The following is a 22,301-nucleotide window of genomic DNA, read 5'->3' as shown; positions in this document are numbered from 1 at the left end:
TGAGTCGGCAGCCCGACAGTCTAGCCGCGCTTGGGCGTCTTGAACATTAAGATAGCTCGCTAACTATCGAGAATCAGACGACTGTGTAGCCTTCTTCCTTGATCAGGCCCGCGATCGCTTCACGGTCCAGTTTGCTTTGGACACTGACTTGCTTGGCCGCAAGGTCCACCGTGACCTCGGCATCTGCATCCTGGCTGCGCACCGCCTGGGTCACCGCACGAACGCAATGGCCGCAGGTCATTCCTTGCACCTTGAATACTTGCATGACATGTCTCCTTTAATGAGGTTGAACGCAGTCTCAACCTTGGCATGATGGCAAGGTCAAGTTTCAGAAACGTCGGCCGGGCTGGTATTCGGTGGCGACGTCGGCCAAGCTTCACCTTCAATAGAAGTGAACCACGGAGCATTCGCCATGCGCTGGTCGATTTTTGCCCTTGCCGGCCTGATGAGTTTTTCTGCCGTTGCGCCCGCCGCTGAAGACTATGCGGTGCTGATCATTTCCCGCGAGCGCCTGGAAGTGCCGACCAACTGTGAGATCGGCCTCTACATTCAGGACCAACTGGCCGGGCGCCTGTTCCAGGAACAAGCCACCTCCTTCAATTTGCCGCCGGGCGATGTGTCATTGCGCCTCAAGCTGCTGCCGGGCCAGACACCGGGCTGCTTGCCGGGCATGCTGGCACCGCCGGCACAGAACATCACACTCAAGGCCGGCGATGTACGCAAACTGCGTATCGCCCAAGGCCCGGACGGTATGTACCTCAAAGCCGCCACGCTGGAATACTGAAGCCGCCGATCGTCCCCACGCTCCGCGTGGGGACGCCTCATGGGGATGCATTCCCACGCAGAGCGTGGGAACGATCGCGCTTGACCTTCCCCACAGGTCAAGGTTGATCCTAGGAGCATCGTCTTCTGGAGGACTGCCCCATGAATGGACCCACCACGTTTGACCTGCCCATCAGCGGTATGACCTGCGCCAGTTGCGCCGGCCGTGTGGAGCGTGCGCTGGGCAAGGTGCCGGGGGTGCAACGCGTCAGCGTCAACCTGGCCAACGAACGTGCCCACGTTGAAGGACTCCACCAACTGGATCCCGGCGTATTGATCGCCGCTGTCGAAAAAGCCGGCTACACCGCCACCCTGCCCCAGAGCGAAACCGCCACCCAGGCCAATCAAGCCCAACGCCTGCACCACGAGCGCTGGGCGCTGATGCTCGCGATCGTGCTGGCGTTGCCCCTGATACTGCCTATGCTGGTGGAACCCTTCGGCGTGCACTGGATGCTCCCCGCCTGGGTCCAGTTCGCCCTGGCGACGCCGGTGCAATTGATCCTCGGTGCGCGGTTCTACAGTGCCGCGTGGAAAGCCGTGCGCGCCGGTGCGGGGAATATGGACCTGTTGGTGGCGATCGGCACCAGCGCCGGTTACGGCTTGAGCGTCTATCAATGGCTCACCCAACCCGCGCCGCACTTGTACTTCGAAGCCTCGGCCGTGGTGATCGCCCTGGTGCTGCTGGGCAAATACCTGGAGAGCCGCGCCAAGCGCCAAACCGCCAGCGCCATACGCGCCCTCGAAGCCTTGCGCCCTGAGCGGGCGGTCCGCGTGTTGGAGGGGCGCGAGGAAGAGGTCGCCATCAACACGCTTACGCTCGGTGACCTGGTGCTGGTCAAGCCAGGCGAACGTTTTCCGGTGGATGGCGAAGTGGTCGACGGCCAAAGCCATGCCGACGAAGCACTGATCAGCGGCGAAAGCCTGCCGGTGCCGAAGCGGCCCGGCGATACGGTTACTGGCGGCGCGATCAACGGTGAAGGCCGCCTGTTGGTGCGTACCCGGGCCCTGGGAGCGGAAAGCGTGCTGGCACGGATCATCCGCCTGGTCGAAGACGCCCAGGCCGCCAAGGCACCGATCCAGAAATTGGTGGATAAAGTCAGCCAGGTATTCGTCCCGACCGTGCTGGTACTGGCATTGCTCACCCTGGCGGGCTGGTGGCTGTACGGCGCGCCGCTGGAGAGCGCAATCATCAATGCGGTCGCGGTACTGGTGATCGCCTGCCCATGTGCCTTGGGCCTGGCGACGCCGACGGCGATCATGGCCGGCACCGGCGTTGCCGCGCGCCACGGCATTCTGATCAAGGATGCCGAGGTCCTGGAGCATGCCCATGGGGTGAGCGCCGTAGTCTTCGATAAAACCGGCACCCTCACTTCGGGCACGCCGAAAATCACCCATTTGGCGGCGCTGGATGGCAACGAATCGTTACTGCTGCAACAGGCGGGGGCCTTGCAGCGCGGCAGCGAGCACCCGCTGGCCAAGGCCGTGCTGGACGCCTGTGACGAACGCGGGCTGAGCGTGGCCGATGTCAGCGCCAGCCAGTCCCTGACTGGGCGCGGCATCGCCGGTACCCTTGATGGCCGGCCATTGGCCCTGGGCAATCGGCGTCTGCTGGAAGAGGCCGGCCTCAGCGCGGGCCAGTTGAGTCAGCGCGCGACGGCATGGGAAGCCGAGGGGCGTACCTTGTCCTGGCTGATCGAGCAAGGCGCAAGCCCGCGCGTGCTGGGGCTGTTCGCATTCGGCGACACGCTCAAGCCCGGCGCGCAGCAGGCCGTGCAGCAACTCAAGGCGCAGCACATCAGCAGCCACCTGCTTACCGGCGACAATCGCGGCAGCGCGCGGGTGGTTGCAGAGGCGCTGGGCATCGACGATGTACACGCCGAAGTGCTGCCCGCCGACAAAGCCGCTACCGTGACCGCACTGAAAAAAACCGGCGTGGTGGCCATGGTCGGCGACGGCATCAACGACGCACCGGCCCTGGCCGCCGCCGATATCGGCATCGCCATGGGCGGCGGCACCGACGTGGCCATGCACGCCGCCGGCATCACCCTGATGCGCGGCGACCCGCGCCTGGTGCCGGCGGCCCTGGAGATCAGCCGCAAGACCTACGCGAAAATCCGCCAGAACCTGTTCTGGGCCTTTGTGTATAACGTGATCGGCATTCCCCTGGCCGCCTTCGGCCTGCTCAACCCGGTGCTGGCAGGCGCGGCGATGGCGTTGTCCAGCGTCAGTGTGGTGAGCAATGCGTTGCTGTTGAAAACCTGGAAACCCAAGGACTTGGAGGATCAACGCCCATGAATATCGGCCAAGCCGCTCGCCAGAGCGGGCTGAGCGCGAAGATGATTCGCTACTACGAATCCATCGGTCTGCTCAAGGCAGCCCACCGTACCGACAGCGGTTATCGCATCTATGGCGCAGACGACCTGCACACCCTGGCGTTCATCAAGCGCTCGCGCGACCTGGGGTTTTCACTGGAAGAGGTCGGCAAACTGCTGACCTTGTGGCAGGACCGACAACGGGCCAGCGCCGACGTGAAAGCCTTGGCGCGCCAGCATATCGATGAGCTGAATCAAAAAATCCGCGAGTTGGCGCAACTGCGCGACACGTTGCAAGACCTGGTGGAGCACTGCCAGGGCGACCACCGACCGGATTGCCCGATCCTCAAGGAATTGGCCTCCGGCAGTTGCTGCACCTGATATTCCAACTGACTCACCAAAAAACTAAATGTGGGAGGGGGCTTGCTCCCGATGGCGGTGTATCAGTCACTGTAAATATTGACTGAACCACCGCTATCGGGAGCAAGCCCCCTCCCACACTTCGATCTCCATGTGCCGGGAAATCACTGCATCCAAGGCGGCGGCGGTTCTTCGGCGGTCTTGGTGGGTGGGGCATCATCTGCCGCGCGATTCGCTTGCTTGCGCTCTTCATCCAGCCGCGCCGCTTCGATCTCGCGGATCACACCGCCCACATCCGCCAGTTCTTCCGGCTCGTCGAACTCACCGGTCAAGATGCTGGCCGGGTGCAGGATACCGGCTTCATACAGCGCCCACATTTCCTTGGCGTACTTGGTCTTCTTCAGCTCCGGGGCAAAGCGCCCGAAGTAGGAAGCCATGTTGCCCACATCCCGCTCCAGCATGCTGAATGCGTGGTTGTTGCCCGCTGCATCCACTGCCTGGGGCAGGTCGATGATCACCGGGCCCGTTGGCGTGAGCAGTACGTTGAACTCGGACAGGTCACCGTGCACCAGCCCGGTACACAGCATCAGCACGATCTGGGAAATCAGGAAGGCGTGGTATTCACGCGCCTGGTCCGGCTCCAAGGTCACGTCGTTCAGGCGTGGCGCCGCATCGCCATACTCGTCGGCGACCAGTTCCATCAACAGCACGCCTTCAAGAAAGTCGTACGGCTTGGGCACGCGAACGCCCGCACCGGCCAGGCGGAACAACGCCGCTACTTCGGCGTTCTGCCAGGCATCTTCGGTTTCTTTCTTGCCGAACTTGGAGCCCTTGGCCATGGCCCGGGCCTGACGGCTGTTACGGACCTTACGGCCTTCCTGGTATTCGGACGCCTGACGAAAGCTTCTTTTATTCGCCTCCTTGTAAACCTTGGCGCAACGCAATTCGTTGCCGCAGCGCACCACATAAACAGCTGCTTCTTTACCACTCATCAGTGGGCGCAGCACTTCGTCGACCAGACCGTCTTCGATCAGGGGTTCAATGCGTTTAGGAGTCTTCATCAGCTTTTATTGTGGGTCCTGTATTACCAAACACGCGTGTGGCACTCGTTATACGGCAATCCACTCGTTGGAGGGAGAGGCTACCGCAATTTCCTGTAGGAGCGAGCTTGCTCGCGAAGAACTCAAAAGCGACGCGTTTATCCAGGATGCACGCGTTATCGTTGACATCTTTCGCGAGCAAGCTCGCTCCTACAAGGGGATTCGTCAAGCCTCGTTCATCGTTCAATGATCGCCGTAACGCCTTGGCCCCCCGCCGCACAGATCGAAATCAGCCCACGCCCTTTCCCTGCTGCATCCAGCAACTTGGCCAGGTTGGCGACGATGCGCCCACCAGTCGCGGCAAACGGGTGCCCGGCGGCCAGGGAGCTGCCCTTGACGTTCAGACGGCTGCGGTCGATGGCGCCCAGCGGCGCATCCAGGCCCAGGCGCGTGCGGCAATAGTCGGCATCTTCCCAGGCCTTGAGCGTGCACAACACCTGGGCGGCGAATGCTTCGTGGATCTCGTAGTAATCGAAGTCCTGCAGCGTCAGTCCGTTCCTGGCCAACAAACGCGGTACGGCGTACACCGGCGCCATCAGCAGGCCTTCGGCACCGTGGACGAAATCCACCGCCGCCGCTTCGCCATCGCGCAGGTACGCGAGGATCGGCAAGCCGCGCTCGTTGGCCCAGGCTTCACTGCCCAGCAGCACCAGCGAGGCGCCGTCCGTCAGCGGCGTCGAGTTGCCGGCGGTGAGCGTGCCCTTTTCACTGCGCTCGAAAGCAGGCTTGAGCGCGGCGAGTTTTTCCAGGGTCAGGTCAGGGCGCAGGTTGTTGTCGCGGGTCAGCCCCAGAAACGGCGTCAGCAAATCGTTGTGCCAGCCTTCGGCGTAGGCGGCGGCCATTTTCTGGTGGCTCTCCAGGGCAAGTTGGTCCTGCTCGGCGCGAGGAATCTGCCAGGTCTGCGCCATCAGCTCGCAGTGCTGGCCCATGGACAAGCCGGTGCGCGGCTCACCGTTGCGCGGCAGTTCCGGCTTGAGGTGCTGCGGACGAAGTTGTAACAAGACTTTAAGTTTATCCACCATGGACTTGCTGCGGTTGGCCTGCAGCAAAATCTTGCGCAGGCCTTCATTGACGCCGATCGGCGCATCGGAGGTGGTGTCCACCCCGCCGGCAATACCGCATTCGATCTGGCCCAGGGCAATCTTGTTGGCCACCAGCAACGCCGCCTCAAGCCCGGTGCCGCAGGCCTGCTGCACGTCGTAGGCCGGGGTTTGCGGTGACAGGCGCGAGCCGAGCACGCATTCGCGGGTGAGGTTGAAATCGCGGGAATGCTTGAGCACCGCGCCGGCGGCCACCTCGCCGAGGCGCAGGCCGTGCAGGTTAAAACGTTCGATCAGGCCTTCCAGGGCAGCGGTGAGCATCGCCTGGTTACTTGCCGTGGCGTAGGGGCCATTGGAGCGGGCGAAAGGAATGCGATTACCGCCAATGATCGCCACACGGCGCAATTGAGTCATGGAAAGCTCCCTCTGTCTGTTATGGGCGTGATCAGTGAGCCTAGTCGAACGACTGCTACCCTGGGATGGTCCACCTTTTGAACCCCAGTCTTCGGAGAGCGTTCCATGTCAGACCGTTATATCGACTTCGCCAACTCCAGCCTCGGCCATCGCCTGGTCGCCGCCCTTGGCCTGCCGTCGCCGGTACGCCTGGAACGCTGGCAAGCCGGGCGCATGCGCCCGGTGGAAGGTGCACTGCTGCTGGGCGGTGGCACGCTGGCAACTAAAGTGTTGCCGTTTGCCAACAAACTCACCGATGCCGTCTACAGCTACGGTGCCGAAGCGCTGGACGCGCCGGCGTGGATTCCAGGCCACGGTCCCAAGCTCAAGGCCGTGGTCTTCGACGCCAGCGCCTTGCAGCACACCGATCAACTCAAGCAGCTACGTGAATTTTTTCAGCCCTTGCTGAAAAACCTCGCTCACAGCGCCCACCTGGTGATCCTTGGCCGCACGCCGGAAAGCCTCAGTGACCCGTTCGCCGCCAGCGCCCAGCGCGCCCTGGAAGGGTTCAGCCGCTCGCTGGCCAAGGAACTGCGCAGCGGCGGTGTGCTGCAGTTGCTGCAGGTGGACGAGGGTGCCGAGGACCAATTGGAAGGCGCGCTACGGTTTTTCCTGTCGCCCAAAAGCGCCTATATCTCCGGGCAGGTGATTCGCCTGCAGGCCTGCGCCACGCCGGTCGAAGACTGGACACGCCCGTTGGCCGGGCGCAAAGCCCTGGTGACCGGCGCTGCGCGTGGTATTGGCGCCTCCATCGCCGAGACCCTGGCCCGCGATGGCGCCGAGGTGATCCTGCTGGATGTGCCCCAAGCAAAGGCCGACCTCGACGCCCTGGCCGCCCGCTTGAATGCGCGCACCCTCACGCTGGATATCTGCGCCGAAGATGCCGCCGGCCAGTTGATCGAACACTTGCCGGACGGCCTCGATATCCTGGTGCACAACGCCGGTATCACCCGCGACAAGACTCTGGCCAACATGACCCCGGAATACTGGGACGCGGTGCTGGCGGTCAATCTCAATGCGCCGCAGGTGCTGACCAAGGCGCTGCTCGACAGCGGCACCCTGCGCGACAATGCCCGCGTGGTGCTGCTGGCTTCCATCAGCGGCATTGCCGGCAATCGCGGGCAAACCAACTATGCGGCGAGCAAGGCCGGGCTGATCGGTTTGGCCCAGGCATGGGCACCGCTGCTGCAAACGCGCGGGATCAGCATCAATGCCGTCGCCCCCGGCTTTATCGAAACCCGGATGACCGCACATATTCCGTTCGCCCTGCGCGAGGCCGGGCGCCGCATGAGTTCCCTGGGCCAGGGCGGTGTGCCGCAGGACGTGGCCGAAGCCGTGGCCTGGCTGAGCCAGCCGGGTTCGGGCGCCGTCAGCGGCCAGGCGCTGCGGGTGTGTGGGCAAAGTCTTCTGGGAGCGTGAATATGCAATGGCAGACACTGGACAGCACGCCGTATCTACCGCCGCTGTACTGGCGTGCGGCGCTCAAGCGCAAGATCACCGGCAGCGCACTGCCCGAGCACGGCCTGCGCTGCCAGGTTCGCGTCGACCCCAGGGCTGTAGCGGCGTACCGCAAGGTTTGCGGCTTCGCTGACAGCCCGATGCTGCCGGCGACCTATCCGCATATCCTCGCGTTCGGCCTGCAGATGCAACTGCTGACCGACCAGGCATTCCCGTTTCCGTTGCTGGGGTTGATCCACCTGAGCAACCGCATCCGCCTGCATCGGCCCCTGGGCAGTGTGAGTGAGCTGACCGTCGGGGTGTACACATGCAACCTCAAGCCCCATGCCAAAGGCGCGACCTTCGATGTGGTGACCGTGGTCGAGGATGCCCTTGGGCTGCTCTGGGAAGCTGAAAGCACGATGTTGTGCCGGGGCGTAAAGCTTGAGGGCGAGGCCGAGGAACGCACGCTGGTAATTGACGCGGCCCTCACCGAGCTCACGCGGTGGAAAGCGCCTGCCGATATCGGTCGCCGTTATGCCCGCGTGTCCGGCGATTACAATCCGATTCATCTCAGCGCAATGACCGCCAAGCTCTTCGGCTTTCCCCAGGCCATTGCCCACGGGTTGTGGAACAAGGCCCGCACATTGGCGGCCATGGGCGCGCAACTGCCGGTGGCCAATGTCGAAATAGCCGTTGAATTCAAGAAACCCGTGCGCCTGCCCAGCGAAGTGATTCTGATGACCAGCGGCGCCGGTTCAACTGGCGAGTTGGTGTTGAACGGCGCGGGAGATATCCAGCATCTGCTCGGAAAGTGGCGGCCGATCGCCTGAAACACAGCACTGTCCGTCAACGCGGCGGGTAGTTAGCGAGGATCTTGCTCACGGTGTTGCGAATGGCCGCGCTGCGGTCCTGAGGGTTCGGCGAGCTGGCCATGATTTGTTCGTCACTGCCACGCCACACCAGCTTGCCGTCCTTGCCGTCGAGCAGGTCGATCTGCAGGGTCGCCACCTTGTAAGTGATGTTGCGCGTTTCGTTGTACATCGGCGCGCCCCAATAGCCGTTCCATGGCCCGCCCCAGGCACCGCCGTAGTTGGTGGAGACCTGCTGCTGGCGGTCTTCGACGATCAGGTAGGCCTGCACATTCAGGTCAGCCTTGGTGCCGGGCGCTGCTGGGCGCAGGCCGCGCTGGTCAAGCTGCTCGCCCACGGCCTGGCGGATACGTTGCTCGGTGAGGTCGCTCTTGATGCGCGGGTCATCCGGGCGGTATTGCAGCGCCGGCTCCTTCCAGGCCCAGTGACGGTAGGCGGCAAAGTCGCGGTTGGCGTCAAAATCGTGGTTGACCTGGTTGCTCTGGCAACCGCCCAGCAGCAGCACAACGGCAAGCGTAGCGATACGACGAAACATGATGGCTCTCCAACGTTCGGTCCAGGCTTTAAATGAGAATAGCGGTTAACGCGGAGGATACGCCGTTAGTGCCTTCTGCACCGCCTGGCGCAGCGCATCCGCACGCTCGCTGAGGCTGCCCTGGCTGCCCGTTTCCGCACTGGCGCTCCACACCGGCTGGCCGCTGCGGGCATCGAACAGGTTGACCCGCACCACCACGACCTGCACTTCATAGGTACGCACCATCGGCACCGAGTTGTACATGCCGTAACCATTGCCATAGCGGTTGTAGCCGCCATAGCCGTAGCCATAGTCATCCTGGACTTGCCGCAGGCGTTTCTCCAGGCGCACATCGGCGCTGACCAACAGGTCGGGCGCGCGATTGTCGTGCAACGGGCGCAGGCCGCGCTGGTCCAGTGCGCCGCTGACCGCTTCGGCCACCTGGGCTGAATCCGCCCACGCGGTGCCGGCCGGCAACTGGCCGTTACGCCAGGCCCAATTGCGGTAGGCACCATAGTCGCGCACCGGCGCCGGGTAGGCACTGGCATCGAAGGTCGTGGCCGCTTGCGCCGGGGCCGGCGGGATCGGCGCCGAAGCGGCCACATAAGGGTTAGGGCTGGAACAGGCGCCTAACCCGAGAGACAACAGGAGCAAACCGAGACGACGCATTTCGACCTCCGCAGACTGGGCCGCTTAAACCGGACGGCACACCCAGTGCAAATAACGCCCAAGTCCGGCAAAGCTTGGGTGACGACGGTGAGCGAGCTCCATCTCCAGCAAATCCTGCAGATCGGCACGCGCCTGGAATTCCACCGGCATATAGTCGTGGAACACGCGCACGCCACTTTGGCTTTCGACCTGCCAGAGCCCTTCGAGTTGCGCCGCCAATTCCCGCGGGTCCAGCGGCTGCTGCGGTGTGAGGCTCTGCTTTTCGCCGGCCATATCGTTCTTGCGCATCTTGCGAAAGTGGCCCTTGAGCAGGTTGCGGTAGATCAGCGCGTCGCGGTTGTAAAACGCCAGGGACAGCCAGCCGCCGGGCAGCGTCAACTGGTGCAGCACCGGCAGGATCGCATGGGGTTCGGCCAGCCATTCGAGCACCGCATGGCACAGCACCAGGTCGTAGGGCTCGGTGAGTTGGCCGAGCAAGTCTTGCCAGGGCGCGTGGATGAACGTGGCGTTCTGCCCGGCCTCGGCGAAGCGCTGGCGTGCGCCTTCGAGCATAGGCTCGGCGGGCTCGGCCAGGGTCACCTGATGGCCGCGTTCGGCCAACCACAGCGACATATGCCCCAACCCCGCGCCGATATCCAGTACGCGCAACGGGCGGTCCGGCAAGGCTTCGGTAAGATCGGCCTGCAACACCGCCAGGCGAATCGCGCCCTTGGCGCCGCCATAGATCTTCTCGGCAAAACGCGTGGCCAACTGGTCGAAATGCCGATCACTCATGGGCAAACCGCCGCTCGCTGTCGGCCAGTTTGGCGCGCACCACCTCGTTCATGTCCAGGCCCAGCTCACTGCACAGCAACAGCAAGTACAGCACGATGTCGCCGACTTCCTGGCCGGCGTGAGCCAGCTTATCGGCGGGCAATTGGCGCGACTGGTCTTCGCTCAGCCACTGGAAGATCTCCACCAGTTCGGCCATTTCCACACTGGCGGCCATGGCCAGGTTTTTCGGGCTGTGGAACTGCTTCCAATCGTTGGTATCGCGGATGCGGTGCAGGCGTTCGGTGAGGTGTTCGAGGTTCATTGGGGGCTCCTGAATGGGTATAGCTTCAGGGGGATGGAGATTGAAGGCAAGTGAATAGCGGTGGTGGGCTTGAGGACGCCATCGGGGGCAAGCCCCCTCCCACATTTGTTTTGTGAACACGGTCCAGTGTGGGAGGGGGCTTGCCCCCGATGAGGCCCTAATCAACCACACTGAACTCAAGCCTGGCAGTTTGCCCCGCCTCATCCAGAACACTCAGTTGATAACGGCCCAATCGCTCGAAACTGGCATTGATGAAATCCTGGTTGGCACTGTCACCCAAAGGCGCCCCGTTAAGAAACCACCACCGCCGCCCGCTCCCGCCCAGGGCGGAGATTTTCAGGCGTAGCGCCTGTTGACTGGCAGCGGGCAGACGCAGTTGATCGCCCTCGCGCACGCCCACAATGGACAACGGCGAAGCGGCGGCCAGGGCCGGCGGCGGGCAATCCGGGTCGGCTGCCGGAATGCGCGCTTCGCGGCGCTCCGCCCTGGGCAACCAAGGCTCCAGCGGCGCCGGCCACAGGGCGATATTTTTCGCTTCGGCGCCGGGGCAATGGGCATCCACGCGTAACCCCTTGGCGTTGACCCAAAGGTTTTCCGTCAACCCCACGCTCAGGGGTTGGTCCAGCGCCTGCAAGGTCGGCGGCGTGGTGTTGTCCAGGGTCCAGGCAAAGCGCTGGCGACGGCAATTGGGATCGCTGCGACTCATCGGCTGGCCCAGCGGCCAACAGATGGCCGCCACGCCGACATTGGCCGGCACCGGCTTGACGGGTGCGCTGATGCCGCGCTGGCTGTCGCGGTTGGCCAGCACGTCATGCACCTGCAACATCAATGGCGCCGCAGACGCCAGGCCAAACTGCCCTGGCACCGGCGTGCCGTCGGGTCGACCGATCCAGACGCCGATCAGGTAACGCGGGCCGACACCAATCGCCCAGGCATCGCGAAAGCCATAGCTGGTGCCGGTTTTCCAGGCCAGCGTCGGGCGTTGCACGAGTTCGGCCCGTGGGTCGCGGTCGGGGCGCGCCTGGCCGCTGAGGATACGCCGCACGATCCAGGCCGCTCCCGGCGACAATAATGGCCGCTCCCTCAGCGCGTCATCCGGCTGCAAGCGCAGGGTGGCGCTCTTGCCGTCGCGGGCGAACGCACTGTAGCCGCTGACCAGGTCTTCCAGGCGGCTGCCCGCGCCGCCCAGGATCAACGCCAGGTTCGGTTCGGCCAACGCCGGCAACGCCAGCGGCATGCCGCCGATCCGCATCTGCGCGGCAAAGCGTTTCGGCCCGTAGGCTTCCAGCAATTGCACCGCCGGCAGGTTCAGCGAACTGGACAGCGCCGTACTCGCCGGCACCGCCCCGGTAAAGCCCATGGAGAAATTGCCCGGCCGGTAATCGCCGTAGCGTCGCGGTACGTCCTGCAGCAGGGATTCGGAATGAATCAAGCCATCGTCCAGGGCCATGCCATAGAGGAAGGGCTTCAAGGTGGAACCGGGCGAGCGCAGCGCGCTGATCATGTCCACATGCCCGTAGCGCTTGGCATCATTGATATCCACCGAGCCGAGGTAGGCCCGCACGGCCATGGTCTCCTCCTCGACCACCAGGATCGCGGCGGAGGTGTGTTCGGGCAAACGCGCGCGCCAGCCCAACAGCAGGTCTTCCAGACGGCGCTGCAACGTGGCATCCACCGTGGTGCGGATCAGCGGCGGGCTGTCGGGACGGTTCAAGCGGCGCGCGAGCAACGGCGCCAGGCTCGGTTCCAGGCGCGGCGCGAGCAGCAGCGGTTCTTCCAGCGCCTCATCCACCGCCGATTGCGGCCATACCTGGAACTCGGCGAGGCGGCGCAGCACTTTATCGCGGGCCTGCTGGGCGCGCTGCGGGTGACGGTCCGGACGCAAGCGGCTCGGTGCCTGGGGCAATACCGCGAGCAGGGCCGCTTCGGCGTGGGTCAATTGCGCCGGGGATTTACCCAAATAAGCCCAGCTGGCCGCCGCCACGCCCTGCAACGTGCCGCCGAATGGCGCGCGGTTCAGGTACAGGTTGAGAATCTGCTCCTTGGACAGGTGCCACTCCAACTGCGCGGTACGCCACAACTGACGCAACTTGCCGAGGAAGGTGCGCGAATGCGGATCGAGCAATCGCGCCACCTGCATCGACAAGGTGCTGCCGCCCGACACCACCCGTGCGCCGGTCAGGTTTTGCCACGTCGCCCGCGCCAATGCCAACGGATTTACCCCGGGGTGCCGATAGAACCAACGATCTTCGTAGGTCAGCAACGCGTCCAGGTAATACGGTGAGACTTCGCTGGTTTGCACTGGATAGCGCCACACGCCATTTGCATCGGCAAAGCGCCACAACGGCGTGCCATCCTCGGCCAACACCACCCGCGCCAGGTCGTCCTGGGGCAGCGGCAAGGGCCAGATACGGTCGGCCAGCCATAGCAGGGCAATGACCAACAACAGGCTCACCAGTGTCCAGCGGGCAACAAAACGCAAATTCAAGCGGGCAAACCTCTATGCTTGTAGGGAACTCGCCTGTCGCTACAACGACCAAAGGCACAGTTACGCCCACCTTCTTATCAGGACACGCACATGCAGGTAGAAAGCTTTTTCGAGTGGTTGGGCCAGGCGCTCGGCTCCGTCATCCGCTTTATCGTCGACGGTCTGAGCGGCTTGTTCGGAGCCCTGACCCACGCCGGCGGCAACTTTATCGATGGCTTGTCGCGCACCCTGGGCATGGACACCTCGATCATCAGCATCCTTACCCTGATCGTAGGGCTATTGCTGCTGTACTCGGCCGTGCGGGCGTTCATGCGCGCGTCGATCATCATGGGGATTATCTGGTTGATCCTGGGGTTGTGGCTGCTCAGTTGGGTTGTGCACTAGATCCAAGAATGTCCCCGATCCCATGTGGAAGGGGGCTTGCTCCCGATAGCGGTGAATCAGTCAAAACATCATTGGCTGACACTCAGCTATCGGGAGCAAGCCCCCTCCCACATTAGTTTCGATTCCAGGTTGAGCGATCAGCGTCCCTTGATCACCATATCTGCCGGGGTTTCGCCCACCGCCTGCCAGTTCGGCCGGTACATCGACTCCACCTGCGGCGGCGGCACGCGGTAGGTGCCCGGCGTTACAGCCCGCGCCAGATAGAGCAAGTGCGTCGTCCCATAGCCATCCAGGTTCATCGCCGCCACATAACGGTCATCACGAAACTCCTGATGCTTGAGCGAGGCGTTCTGCATCGATTCGCGCCACTCCTTCACCTGACTGCTGGCGTTCTCCAGGCTGGCCGCGCTCTGCGCCAGGTTCTGGTTTTCCAGTTCCAGGCCGGCGGGCAGCAGGTCGACCACCAGGGCGTCCGGCACCCGTTGTTTGGCGCTGACCGCCAAGTGCACCAACACCAAATCACCGCTGTTGAGGCTGTGCAGGTTCAGCGGCTGGCCGTTCATGCCCAGGTATTCGCGACGGATGCTCAGATTCTCGCCGCCCGCTGCCGGTGGCACTTGTGGATAACCGGAAAGGGTCAGTTGCTGGTACACCGGCGTTTCGCCCTGGTTGCTCAGGGTCAAGTCGCTGGACAGCAGCTTGTCATCCAGTTGCAGCGTCGATTGCTGATTGTTCAGTTCGCGCACCGCGCCACTGCCGGTCAGCGACACCTGCCAGCTCGCCTCTGGCTGGGCGAGCCCAAGGCGCCCAGCGAGGAACAGTGAATTACGCTCCTGGGTCGACAGATACGGGCTGGCCGCCAACTGGTCCGCCAGGGTAAACAAACGTTCCTCGCGCTTGCCCTTGGCCAGGTCATTTTCTTCCAGCAAGGCCAGGATCATCGCCTGGTCGCGCAATGGGCTGCCGTAGTCGGCCAACCATTCCTTGGCGCTGCGCTGCGCCGCCAGGCCCGCGAGCAACGCCTGGTCCGCACGCGGCTGGTCGCCCATTTTCTGCAGGGCGATGGCCAGCTGCACCAGCGGCAAGCCGGAACGCGCATCACTGCGGCGTTCGAAGATGCTGCGCAAGGCCCCCAGCGGCGCCTGCTGACTGCGCGCCAGGACCATGCCGGCGTAGGCCTGCACGGCGAAACGGGTGTGGTCGGCGTTGTCGCTGTAGTCGACTTCGATCAGGTTGCGCTCCTGCACGTAGCGCAGCAGACGCTCACTGGCTTTCTTCAGCGCCTCGGCCGGTACGGCAAAACCCTGGTCGCGGGCGCGCAGCAGGAAGTCGGTGACGTAGGCGGTCAGCCAATATTCTTCCTCGCCGTCAGCGCCCCACAAACCGAAGCTGCCGTTGTAGCGCTGCATGCCCAACAGGCGTTCGATGCCCAGCTCGATCTTGCGTTTACGCTCGGCATCCGGCTCGCCCTTGATACTCAGGCGTTCGAGCAGCGCGTCGTCGGCATAGAGCGAGGGGTACAGACCGCTGGCGGTTTGTTCCAGGCAGCCGTAGGGGTAAGCCTTGAGCGCACTGATCTGCGCGCCGAGGTTCAACGGCGGCCGGCTGGACAGGCTCAACAACGCCTCGCGTCCAGAGCTGTCGAACTGCTCCAGGGTGCCTGCCGGCAAGCTCCACGGCTGGTCCTTGAGCACGGCGCGGTAATGCTTGAGCAACGCCGGGTAAGCAGGGCGCACGCCCAGGGTCCATTCACGGCTGAACGGCGGCAGGGTTTCACCGGGCAGGTCCAGGCCATTGACCGTGACCTTCACTTTGCCCTGCCCCAGGCCGCCCCAGGCTTTCACCGGGATACGCAGGGTGGTGCGCTGGCCTTGCTTGAGTTCGACCGTTTGCGCGCCAGTGTTGACCAACTCCAACTGCCCTTCGGCACTCAGTTGCACGTCAAGCTTCTGCGCCTTGCCCGAGAGGTTGGACAGGTCCAGCGCCAAGGTGGTCTGGTCACCCCCGGCCAGGAAGCGCGGCGCGGACAGCTCGGCAATCAGCGGCGCGGCGATGACCGTCTTGGCTTGCGCCATGCCATAGCGATCATCGCTCCAGGCCTGGGCCATCAGGCGCAGTTCGCCGTTGAAATCCGGAATATTGACGCTGACTTCACCCTCGCCCTTTTCGTTGAGGGTGACCGGCGCGCTTTGCAGGGCGACGATGGTCACGCTGGTGTCCGGGCGCTTGCCACCCTTGGCCAGTGCCGCATCGCCACCGAACGCCAGGCTGGCCAGGCGGCCCTGCCCGGCTTCGATCAACTGGCCGTAGATGTCGAACTGGTCCACGCCGTAGGCCTTGCGGCCGAACAGGCTGGCGTACGGATCGGGTGTGGGGTATTCGGTGATATTGAGAATGCCCACGTCTACTGCGGCCACCAGCACGTGCACCTGCTTGGGCACACTGCCGTCGGCATTCCTGGCGGCGATCTTCACCGTCAGCGGCTGTTTGGGGCGCATTTTTTCCGGCGCGGTCAGCGTGAGGCCAAGCTTGCGCTGGGTACGATCCAACGGCAGGTGCAGCAGGCCCACCGCGCGCTTGGGGGTGATATTGGCTTTGCGCTCGCCAGGGCGGATTACCAGTGCACTCACGTACAAATCATGCCGCGACCATTTCGGGTCGAGCTTCACGGCGAAGCTTTTACCTTCGGCCGGCACGTCGATTTCCTGCCACCACAGCGGCCCTTCGGCGGACTCCACCAGCAGGTAGCCTTTGCCGGCAGCCGGCGGGGTGACGGTGACATTGGCGGTGTCGCCATCGCCATAGGCGGGTTTATCCAGCGCCAGTTTGACCTGGTCGGGGCGCACGGCGCCGCCTTCGGTGTTGTCCTGGGCCTGGTAGCCGGCCCAGAAGCGCAGGCTGCTGATCAGGCCGGTCTGCGGGTCTTCGACCTCCACGCGGTAAGGGCCCCACTCCACCTGGAAGCTGACCTTCGCGGTATCTCCAGCCTTGATGTCGAGGGTCTGTTCGTCGAGGTTGAGGAATTTCTCGTTGTAGTGATAGCTCCAGCCATCATTGTCGGAGTAGTTCCAATAGTAGTCGCGGCGCTCACGCACCAGACGCACCTTGAGGTTCTGCGCGGCGAGTTTCTGCCCGTCCTGGTTGGCCACCAGCACTTCAAATTCCGCCGGGCCGTCGCCGTTGGTTTCAGTGCCGTCAAACAGCCCGCGCAGGCCCGGCAACTGCTCGGCCGGCCAGATCGGCTGTACCAGGCGCCGGGTGATCGGCCGCCCGCCCGACTCTTGCAGGCTGGCTTGCACGATCAGTTGCAGCGGCGACTTGGCCTCGGCCCATTTGCTTTCCAGGGTCAGTTCTTCCTGGCCCTTCGCGTCGAGCGTGCTTTCGTCCAGTTCGAAATCCTGGCTCAGCTCTTCTTCGGTGACCGAACCGAACTGGAAGCCCGGCAGGGCTTTGACCGCCTCACGCAGCGGGCGCACATAAACCTGCCCGCTGACCCGATTGCCCGAGGCCGGCGCGCCGTACAGATAACGGCCGTTGACCTGGATGACCGGGTCATCCGCCGGGCTCAGCGCGGTGTCGCTGCCCTTGAGTTCCAGCGCCAGGCGCTCGGGCAGGAAGTCTTCGACGAGGAATTCATATAACTGCGGCTTACCATCGCCCAGGTCAAACACCAACTGCCACCGCCCGGTCGGTGCTTCGCCGGCCAGTTGCAGCGCGTATTGATAGAGGCCGGAGGCGTCGGCGTCCCACACGAATTTTCGGCTGACCTGCTCATCCGGGCGGCGCACTTCGACGCTTACCGGTTGCGGCTTGACGACGTTGCCGTCCTTGTCGCGCAACAGCGCGTTGAGCAGCACGGTTTCACCGGGACGGTACAAATCACGCGGGCCGAACACGAAAAACTGCAGCGGATGGGACGGCTGGCCAGCGATGTCGAACTCGGCCAGGTCCAGCGCGGCGCTGTCGAGGCGCAATAAGCTGGTCTGTTCGCCTTGTTTGGCCAGCAGCACCTGGGCTTTTTTCGGCAGCGGCAACTCGGCGTGGCCACCGTCTTCGGTCTTGCCCTGGCCGAGCACACGGCCTTCGGCATCGAGAATTTCCAGCTCGACGCCGTTCAGCGCCTTGCCACCTTCCAGCGCCTGGGTAAACACATCCAGGCGATTGGCATAGCGGTGCACCGACAGGCCGATATCGCTCAAGGTGAACAACGTGGCCGGTTGCGAATAATTGTAGGTGCCTGAGGCGCGCATCACCGCCAGGTACACACCGGGCTGCTGCAATTGCTTGAGGCCGGCAATCGGCAGCAACAGGGTTTCGCGGGTGTTGCGCGCCGGGTTCAAGTCGAAACGCCCGCCGTAGACCAGATCGGCCATCGGTAGCAATTCGCGGGACTCGTAACTTTGCAGGCTGGTATTGCGCCCCCACTGCGCCAGGAACGACGGCAGGGACTCGGGCTTGATGCGGAAGAATTCGACGTCAATCTTGTCGACGTTCAGCGCGATCACCGGCAAGCCTTCGGCCAGGCGCGTGGGCAGCAACGTGCCGCGGCTGGCGAAGCCGACGGTGGCTTGCAGGTCACGGGTTTCCAGGCGGGCGCTGTACTCGGCGGGCAGCAGGTTGTTATTCACCGCTCTGACACCGGGGTCCACCGTGAGCACCAGCTTGCGCTGCGGCTCCAGGTGGCGCAGGCGCAATTCCATCAGGTTGTCGGAGAGTTCCCAGGCGCCATCGACCTTGCCCGAGGTGCTGTCCACCAGATGGACTTTGTCGGCGAACTTCTGATCCGGGTCCAGGGGAATGGAGAAACTCACCGACAAGGTGCTGGCCCCGTCCAGCTGCACCTCGGACACGTCCACCACACTCAACTCGCGCCCGGCGTAGCGCTGCTTCAACGCCGCCACATCCACCGTCGCCTTGGCCGGCTTGGGCGCCACGCTCGCCGCCGGGGCGGAGGGTGCAGACGGTTTATCGGAAGAATCGCAGGCGCTCAGCAGGGCCAGCGCGCAGGCCAGGAACAATCCTTTGTTAAGCATGGGGCACTCGTCGTCAGAGGAAACCGGGGGGTGAACTATATATCAGCGCAAGCCAGGCCGCTGTGGCGGCGATCACATTGACCGACAGAGGGGTGAGCGGGCCTGAATCCAAGCCCGATGCCACAGCCATCGGGGATCGAAATGTGGGAGGGGGCTTGCTCCCGATAGCGGTGGGTCAGAACTGGAGTCAACCACTGACACACCGCCATCGGGAGCAAGCCCCCTCCCACATTGGTTCTGCGGTGTGGCGGGTGGACGGTTACAATGCGCCACCTTCGAAGGAGCCTTCATGACCACCCTGCTCGCCGACTGGCGCCACCGCCCCACCCATCGCCGTGTCTGGGCCCTGGCCGCGCCGATGATCCTGTCGAATATCTCCGTGCCGCTGGTAGCCCTGGTCGACAGCATGGTCATCGGCCACCTGCCCCACGCTCACCAACTGGGCGCCGTGGCCGTCGGGGCCAGCCTGTATACCTTCCTCGCCTGGGCCATGGGTTTCCTGCGCATGGGCTCCACCGGTTTCGCCGCCCAGGCCGCCGGGCGTAATGACGGCGCGGCCTTGCGCCAGATTCTGCTGCAGGGTTTGTTGCTGGCGCTGGGGTTGGCGATGTTGCTGGGAACCGTCGGCATTCCGCTGAGCCACCTGGCCCTGGAGTGGATGCAGCCCTCCGCCGAACTGAACCAGCTGACCCGCGAGTTCTTCCATACGCGCCTGTTTGGTTTGCCTGCCGCACTGGCCACTTATGCGCTGGTCGGCTGGTTCCTCGGCACCCAGAACGCCCGTGCGCCGCTGGCGATTCTGCTGACCACCAACCTGGTCAATATCGCGCTGAACCTGTGGTTCGTTCTCGGCCTGGACTGGGGCGTGGTCGGTTCGGCCCGCGCGTCGGTGATTGCCGAGTGGACCGGCGCCCTGCTCGGCCTGGCCCTCACGCAAAAAGCCCTGCGCGCCTACCCCGGGCATATCGCCTGGGGCGCATTGAAACTGTGGGAAAGCTGGCGCCCGCTGCTGGCGGTGAACCGCGACATCTTTATCCGCAGCCTGGCGTTGCAGTCGGTGTTTTTCATGATCACGGTACAAGGCGCGCGCCTGGGCGATGCCACCGTGGCGGCCAATGCGCTGTTGCTCAACGGCCTGCTGCTGACCGCTCACGCTTTGGACGGCCTGGCCCACGCGGTGGAAGCCCTGTGCGGCCACGCCATCGGTGCGCATGATCGCCAGGCGTTGAGACGTTCATTGGTGGTGGCCTGTGGCTGGTCATTGATCGCCAGCCTGGGCTTCGCATTGCTCTTTACCTTCGGCGGCCATGTGTTTATCGCCATGCAGACGGATATCCCCAGCGTGCGCGAAACCGCCGATATCTACCTGCCCTACCTTGCGGTATTGCCGTTGATTGCGGTGTGGAGTTATTTACTGGATGGGCTGTTTATCGGCGCAACGCGGGCGCGGGAAATGCGCAATGGGATGTTGCTGACGGTGCTGTTGGTGCTGCCGCTCGCCTGGGCACTGCAGGGGTTGGGCAACCACGGGTTGTGGATAACCTTCCTGGTGTTCATGGCGGTGCGCAGTCTAACCCTGTGGGCGATTGCGTGGCGGTTGAATCGGCAGGGCCTGTGGCTGGGCGCCAGCTGAAGAAACCCGATCCAAATGTGGGAGGGGGCTTGCTCCCGATTGCGGTGTGTCAGCCACTAATGTTCTGACTGATCCACTGCTATCGGGGGCAAGCCCCCTCCCACATTTTTAGAGCTATATCAGCTGCTATTACGAGGACAGGTACGACGACCGCGTCAGGCCCAGGCGCAGCGCATCCAGGAACTGGGTGCGCTCCGACGCGGAGATCTTCGCGCTCGCGCATTTGTCACGGTAATGCGTCATCAACTCTTCCGGCGACAAGTGCACATAGCGCAGCATGTCTTCGATGGTGTCGTGGGTCTCGATACCGGCGCTGTACACCGAACCGTCTTCACGCTGATAGATGTTTACCGAGTCGGTGTCGCCGAACAGGTTGTGCATGTCACCGAGGATTTCCTGGTAAGCCCCCACCAGGAAAATACCCAGCAGGTAGTCTTCGCCCTCGTTCAGGGCATGTACCGGCAGGCTGGTCTCGATGCTCTGCTCGTCGACGTACTGCTTGATCTTGCCGTCGGAGTCGCAGGTCAGGTCTTGCAGCACGGCGCGGCGCAGCGGCTCTTCGTCGAGGCGATGCAGCGGCAGGATCGGCAGTACCTGGCCGATGGCCCAGGTGTCCGGCAGGCTCTGGAACACCGAGAAGTTGCAGATGTACTTGTCGGCCAACTTGTCGTTGAGTTCGTCCAGCACCTGGCGATGCGAGCGCTGGCGCGCCTTGAGCGAGTTGTGCAAGCGGCGGCACACGGCGAAGTAGCACTGTTCGGCCAGGGCTTTCTCGGCCAGGGTCAGTTTGCCGTCGGCATACTGGGTAGCCACGTCGCTCATGTAGTGGGTGGCGCGCCAGTAGGTTTCGGTGACCATCTCGATATCGGTCGGGCCGAGCAGGTCTACCAGCCATTGCACGGTTTCCGGCAGGCTTTCCTTGTTTTCGATAGTCGGGATTTCGTCGTTGTGTTTCTCGACGTCGGTCACCTGCACCACCAGCATGGCGTGGTGGGCGGTCAGGGAACGGCCGCTTTCGGAGAAGATGTGTGGGTGCGGCAGGCTCTGCGCGTCGCAGAATTCCTTGAGCATGCCCACCACCACGCCGGCGTAGTCGTCCATGTCGTAGTTGATCGAGCTGGCGTTACGCGAGTGGGTACCGTCGTAGTCCACGCCCAGGCCACCGCCTACGTCGATGTGGTCCACCGGCAGGCCGAGGTTGCGCAACTCGCCGTAGTAACGAATGGCTTCCTTGAACCCGTGCTGGTAGTCGGCCAGGTTGGCGATCTGCGAGCCCATGTGGAAGTGCAGCAGGCGGATGCCCTGGTCAAGGCCCGCCGCGCGGAAACGCTCGACCACCGACAGCAGTTGCGCCGCCGACAAACCGAACTTGGACTTTTCACCGCCGGTGTCAGCCCACTTGCTCGAAGCCAGCGACGACAGGCGCACACGCAAGCCGACCTGCGGCTTGACCTTGAGGCTGGCAGCCTCTTCGATCACCAGCCCCACTTCGGATTCTTTTTCGATCACGATAAACACGTTGTGACCGAGCTTCTGGCCCATCAGCGCCAGACGGATGAACTCACGGTCCTTGTAACCGTTGCAGACGATGGTGCCGCCCTTCGGCGCCAGGGCCAATACGGCCAGCAGCTCAGGCTTGGAGCCGGCTTCCAGGCCGATGGAGACGTTCTGGGTGGCGATGATGTTCTCGATCACCGCTTCCTGCTGGTTCACCTTGATCGGGTACAGCGCGGTGTATTGGCTCTGGTATTCCAGGCGTTCGATGTTCGAATCGAAGGCACCGGTGAGCTGACGGACACGGTCTTGCAGGATATCGGGGAAGCGCACCAGCAGCGGCAACGACAGGCCGCTTTTGCGCAGCGCGTCGACTTGCTCGTACAGATCAACGGGCGTGCTGTTCGGACCGTTCGGACGGACTTCTACGCGACCGGCTTCATTGATCGCGAAATAACCGGCCCCCCAATGGCGAATCCCATAAACGCTGCGGCTGTCCGCAACTGTCCATTGGCTGCCATCGTCTTTGCGTGTGCGTCGTACGGACATCGAAGTCCCCTATAAATGAAGGCGAAGGCGCCACCTCAAGCGGAGGCTGGCGCAGTCTAAAGAATG

The 22,301-nt window shown here is 63.5% G+C and carries 17 protein-coding genes; 7 read left to right on the top strand and 10 right to left on the bottom strand.

Features of this window, described 5'->3' with window-relative positions; translation table 11 throughout:
• Positions 1–73 precede the first annotated feature (73 nt).
• Positions 74–265: a heavy-metal-associated domain-containing protein gene (locus tag C4J87_RS03245; RefSeq protein WP_124361135.1), complete on the bottom strand. Its 192-nt coding sequence runs from the start codon at positions 263–265 to the stop codon at positions 74–76.
• 147 nt (positions 266–412) lie between these two features.
• On the opposite strand from C4J87_RS03245, the gene C4J87_RS03240 reads away from it, so the two are divergent.
• The 3 genes from C4J87_RS03240 (at position 413) to cueR (ending at position 3,515) form a co-directional block, all read left to right on the top strand.
• Positions 413–784 (top strand): hypothetical protein, encoded by a 372-nt coding sequence (locus C4J87_RS03240; protein WP_124361134.1) that lies wholly within the window; start codon positions 413–415, stop codon positions 782–784.
• A gap of 140 nt (positions 785–924) precedes the next feature.
• Positions 925–3,117, top strand: a complete 2,193-nt coding sequence (locus C4J87_RS03235) for a cation-translocating P-type ATPase (protein WP_124365701.1) — start codon at positions 925–927, stop codon at positions 3,115–3,117.
• Positions 3,114–3,515, top strand: coding sequence for a Cu(I)-responsive transcriptional regulator (gene cueR, locus C4J87_RS03230; RefSeq protein WP_124361131.1), 402 nt, complete (start codon positions 3,114–3,116; stop codon positions 3,513–3,515). Before C4J87_RS03235 ends, cueR begins: the two co-directional genes overlap by 4 nt.
• Positions 3,516–3,658: 143 nt before the next feature.
• Here cueR and C4J87_RS03225 read toward each other — a convergent pair whose 3' ends face one another.
• Together C4J87_RS03225 and C4J87_RS03215 are read right to left on the bottom strand one after the other, a co-directional pair.
• Positions 3,659–4,555 (bottom strand): PA4780 family RIO1-like protein kinase, encoded by an 897-nt coding sequence (locus tag C4J87_RS03225; protein WP_124361130.1) that lies wholly within the window; start codon positions 4,553–4,555, stop codon positions 3,659–3,661.
• 215 nt (positions 4,556–4,770) lie between these two features.
• Positions 4,771–6,048 carry an acetyl-CoA C-acetyltransferase gene (locus C4J87_RS03215; RefSeq protein WP_124365699.1) on the bottom strand — a complete coding sequence of 426 codons (1,278 nt, stop codon included), beginning with the start codon at positions 6,046–6,048 and terminating at the stop codon, positions 4,771–4,773.
• Between the two features lie 105 nt (positions 6,049–6,153).
• Between C4J87_RS03215 and C4J87_RS03210 the strand changes: the two genes are divergently transcribed.
• Positions 6,154–7,506, top strand: coding sequence for a 3-oxoacyl-ACP reductase (locus C4J87_RS03210; protein WP_124365698.1), 1,353 nt, complete (start codon positions 6,154–6,156; stop codon positions 7,504–7,506).
• 2 nt (positions 7,507–7,508) lie between these two features.
• A complete protein-coding gene (locus C4J87_RS03205) occupies positions 7,509–8,357 on the top strand; it encodes a MaoC/PaaZ C-terminal domain-containing protein (RefSeq protein ID WP_124365697.1) in 849 nt (282 codons plus the stop codon).
• A gap of 16 nt (positions 8,358–8,373) precedes the next feature.
• Here C4J87_RS03205 and C4J87_RS03200 read toward each other — a convergent pair whose 3' ends face one another.
• The 5 genes from C4J87_RS03200 to pbpC all read right to left on the bottom strand — a co-directional run bounded on the left by C4J87_RS03200 (position 8,374) and on the right by pbpC (position 13,142).
• Positions 8,374–8,931, bottom strand: coding sequence for a DUF4136 domain-containing protein (locus C4J87_RS03200; RefSeq protein ID WP_124365696.1), 558 nt, complete (start codon positions 8,929–8,931; stop codon positions 8,374–8,376).
• A 45-nt stretch (positions 8,932–8,976) separates the two neighbouring features.
• Complete coding sequence (locus C4J87_RS03195; protein ID WP_124361108.1) at positions 8,977–9,579, bottom strand: DUF4136 domain-containing protein; 603 nt, start codon at positions 9,577–9,579, stop codon at positions 8,977–8,979.
• Between the two features lie 24 nt (positions 9,580–9,603).
• Positions 9,604–10,353: a methyltransferase gene (locus C4J87_RS03190; RefSeq protein ID WP_124365695.1), complete on the bottom strand. Its 750-nt coding sequence runs from the start codon at positions 10,351–10,353 to the stop codon at positions 9,604–9,606.
• On the bottom strand, positions 10,346–10,654 hold the full coding sequence (locus C4J87_RS03185) for a MazG-like family protein (protein WP_048723087.1): 309 nt from the start codon (positions 10,652–10,654) through the stop codon (positions 10,346–10,348). Before C4J87_RS03185 ends, C4J87_RS03190 begins: the two co-directional genes overlap by 8 nt.
• A 157-nt stretch (positions 10,655–10,811) precedes the next feature.
• Positions 10,812–13,142 (bottom strand): peptidoglycan glycosyltransferase PbpC, encoded by a 2,331-nt coding sequence (gene pbpC / locus C4J87_RS03180; protein WP_124365694.1) that lies wholly within the window; start codon positions 13,140–13,142, stop codon positions 10,812–10,814.
• A gap of 90 nt (positions 13,143–13,232) precedes the next feature.
• Here pbpC and C4J87_RS03175 point away from each other — a divergent pair, with 90 nt between their 5' ends.
• Positions 13,233–13,526, top strand: coding sequence for a hypothetical protein (locus C4J87_RS03175; protein WP_124365693.1), 294 nt, complete (start codon positions 13,233–13,235; stop codon positions 13,524–13,526).
• Positions 13,527–13,663: 137 nt separating this feature from the next.
• Here C4J87_RS03175 and C4J87_RS03170 read toward each other — a convergent pair whose 3' ends face one another.
• A complete protein-coding gene (locus C4J87_RS03170) occupies positions 13,664–18,559 on the bottom strand; it encodes an alpha-2-macroglobulin (RefSeq protein WP_124365692.1) in 4,896 nt (1,631 codons plus the stop codon).
• A gap of 289 nt (positions 18,560–18,848) precedes the next feature.
• Between C4J87_RS03170 and C4J87_RS03165 the strand changes: the two genes are divergently transcribed.
• Entirely contained in the window at positions 18,849–20,192 is a 1,344-nt protein-coding gene (locus C4J87_RS03165; protein ID WP_124365691.1) for an MATE family efflux transporter, read from the top strand.
• A 129-nt stretch (positions 20,193–20,321) separates the two neighbouring features.
• Here the strand turns inward: C4J87_RS03165 and speA are convergent, their stop codons facing one another.
• Complete coding sequence (gene speA / locus C4J87_RS03160) at positions 20,322–22,235, bottom strand: arginine decarboxylase (protein ID WP_124361102.1); 1,914 nt, start codon at positions 22,233–22,235, stop codon at positions 20,322–20,324.
• Between the last annotated feature and the right edge of the window lie 66 nt (positions 22,236–22,301).

Origin of the sequence: Pseudomonas sp. R1-43-08 (genome assembly GCF_003852255.1) — a bacterium.
Lineage (GTDB): Bacteria > Pseudomonadota > Gammaproteobacteria > Pseudomonadales > Pseudomonadaceae > Aquipseudomonas.
This window is presented reverse-complemented; position numbering and strand designations above follow the sequence as displayed.

What these genes read in the sequence shown, in the direction of transcription:
- C4J87_RS03245 (WP_124361135.1), bottom strand. Translation starts at nt 265, where the DNA reads ATGCAAGTATTCAAGGTGCAAGGAATGACCTGCGGCCATTGCGTTCGT.
- C4J87_RS03240 (WP_124361134.1), top strand. Translation starts at nt 413, where the DNA reads ATGCGCTGGTCGATTTTTGCCCTTGCCGGCCTGATGAGTTTTTCTGCC.
- C4J87_RS03235 (WP_124365701.1), top strand. Translation starts at nt 925, where the DNA reads ATGAATGGACCCACCACGTTTGACCTGCCCATCAGCGGTATGACCTGC.
- cueR (WP_124361131.1), top strand. Translation starts at nt 3,114, where the DNA reads ATGAATATCGGCCAAGCCGCTCGCCAGAGCGGGCTGAGCGCGAAGATG.
- C4J87_RS03225 (WP_124361130.1), bottom strand. Translation starts at nt 4,555, where the DNA reads ATGAAGACTCCTAAACGCATTGAACCCCTGATCGAAGACGGTCTGGTC.
- C4J87_RS03215 (WP_124365699.1), bottom strand. Translation starts at nt 6,048, where the DNA reads ATGACTCAATTGCGCCGTGTGGCGATCATTGGCGGTAATCGCATTCCT.
- C4J87_RS03210 (WP_124365698.1), top strand. Translation starts at nt 6,154, where the DNA reads ATGTCAGACCGTTATATCGACTTCGCCAACTCCAGCCTCGGCCATCGC.
- C4J87_RS03205 (WP_124365697.1), top strand. Translation starts at nt 7,509, where the DNA reads ATGCAATGGCAGACACTGGACAGCACGCCGTATCTACCGCCGCTGTAC.
- C4J87_RS03200 (WP_124365696.1), bottom strand. Translation starts at nt 8,931, where the DNA reads ATGTTTCGTCGTATCGCTACGCTTGCCGTTGTGCTGCTGCTGGGCGGT.
- C4J87_RS03195 (WP_124361108.1), bottom strand. Translation starts at nt 9,579, where the DNA reads ATGCGTCGTCTCGGTTTGCTCCTGTTGTCTCTCGGGTTAGGCGCCTGT.
- C4J87_RS03190 (WP_124365695.1), bottom strand. Translation starts at nt 10,353, where the DNA reads ATGAGTGATCGGCATTTCGACCAGTTGGCCACGCGTTTTGCCGAGAAG.
- C4J87_RS03185 (WP_048723087.1), bottom strand. Translation starts at nt 10,654, where the DNA reads ATGAACCTCGAACACCTCACCGAACGCCTGCACCGCATCCGCGATACC.
- C4J87_RS03175 (WP_124365693.1), top strand. Translation starts at nt 13,233, where the DNA reads ATGCAGGTAGAAAGCTTTTTCGAGTGGTTGGGCCAGGCGCTCGGCTCC.
- C4J87_RS03170 (WP_124365692.1), bottom strand. Translation starts at nt 18,559, where the DNA reads ATGCTTAACAAAGGATTGTTCCTGGCCTGCGCGCTGGCCCTGCTGAGC.
- C4J87_RS03165 (WP_124365691.1), top strand. Translation starts at nt 18,849, where the DNA reads ATGACCACCCTGCTCGCCGACTGGCGCCACCGCCCCACCCATCGCCGT.
- speA (WP_124361102.1), bottom strand. Translation starts at nt 22,235, where the DNA reads ATGTCCGTACGACGCACACGCAAAGACGATGGCAGCCAATGGACAGTT.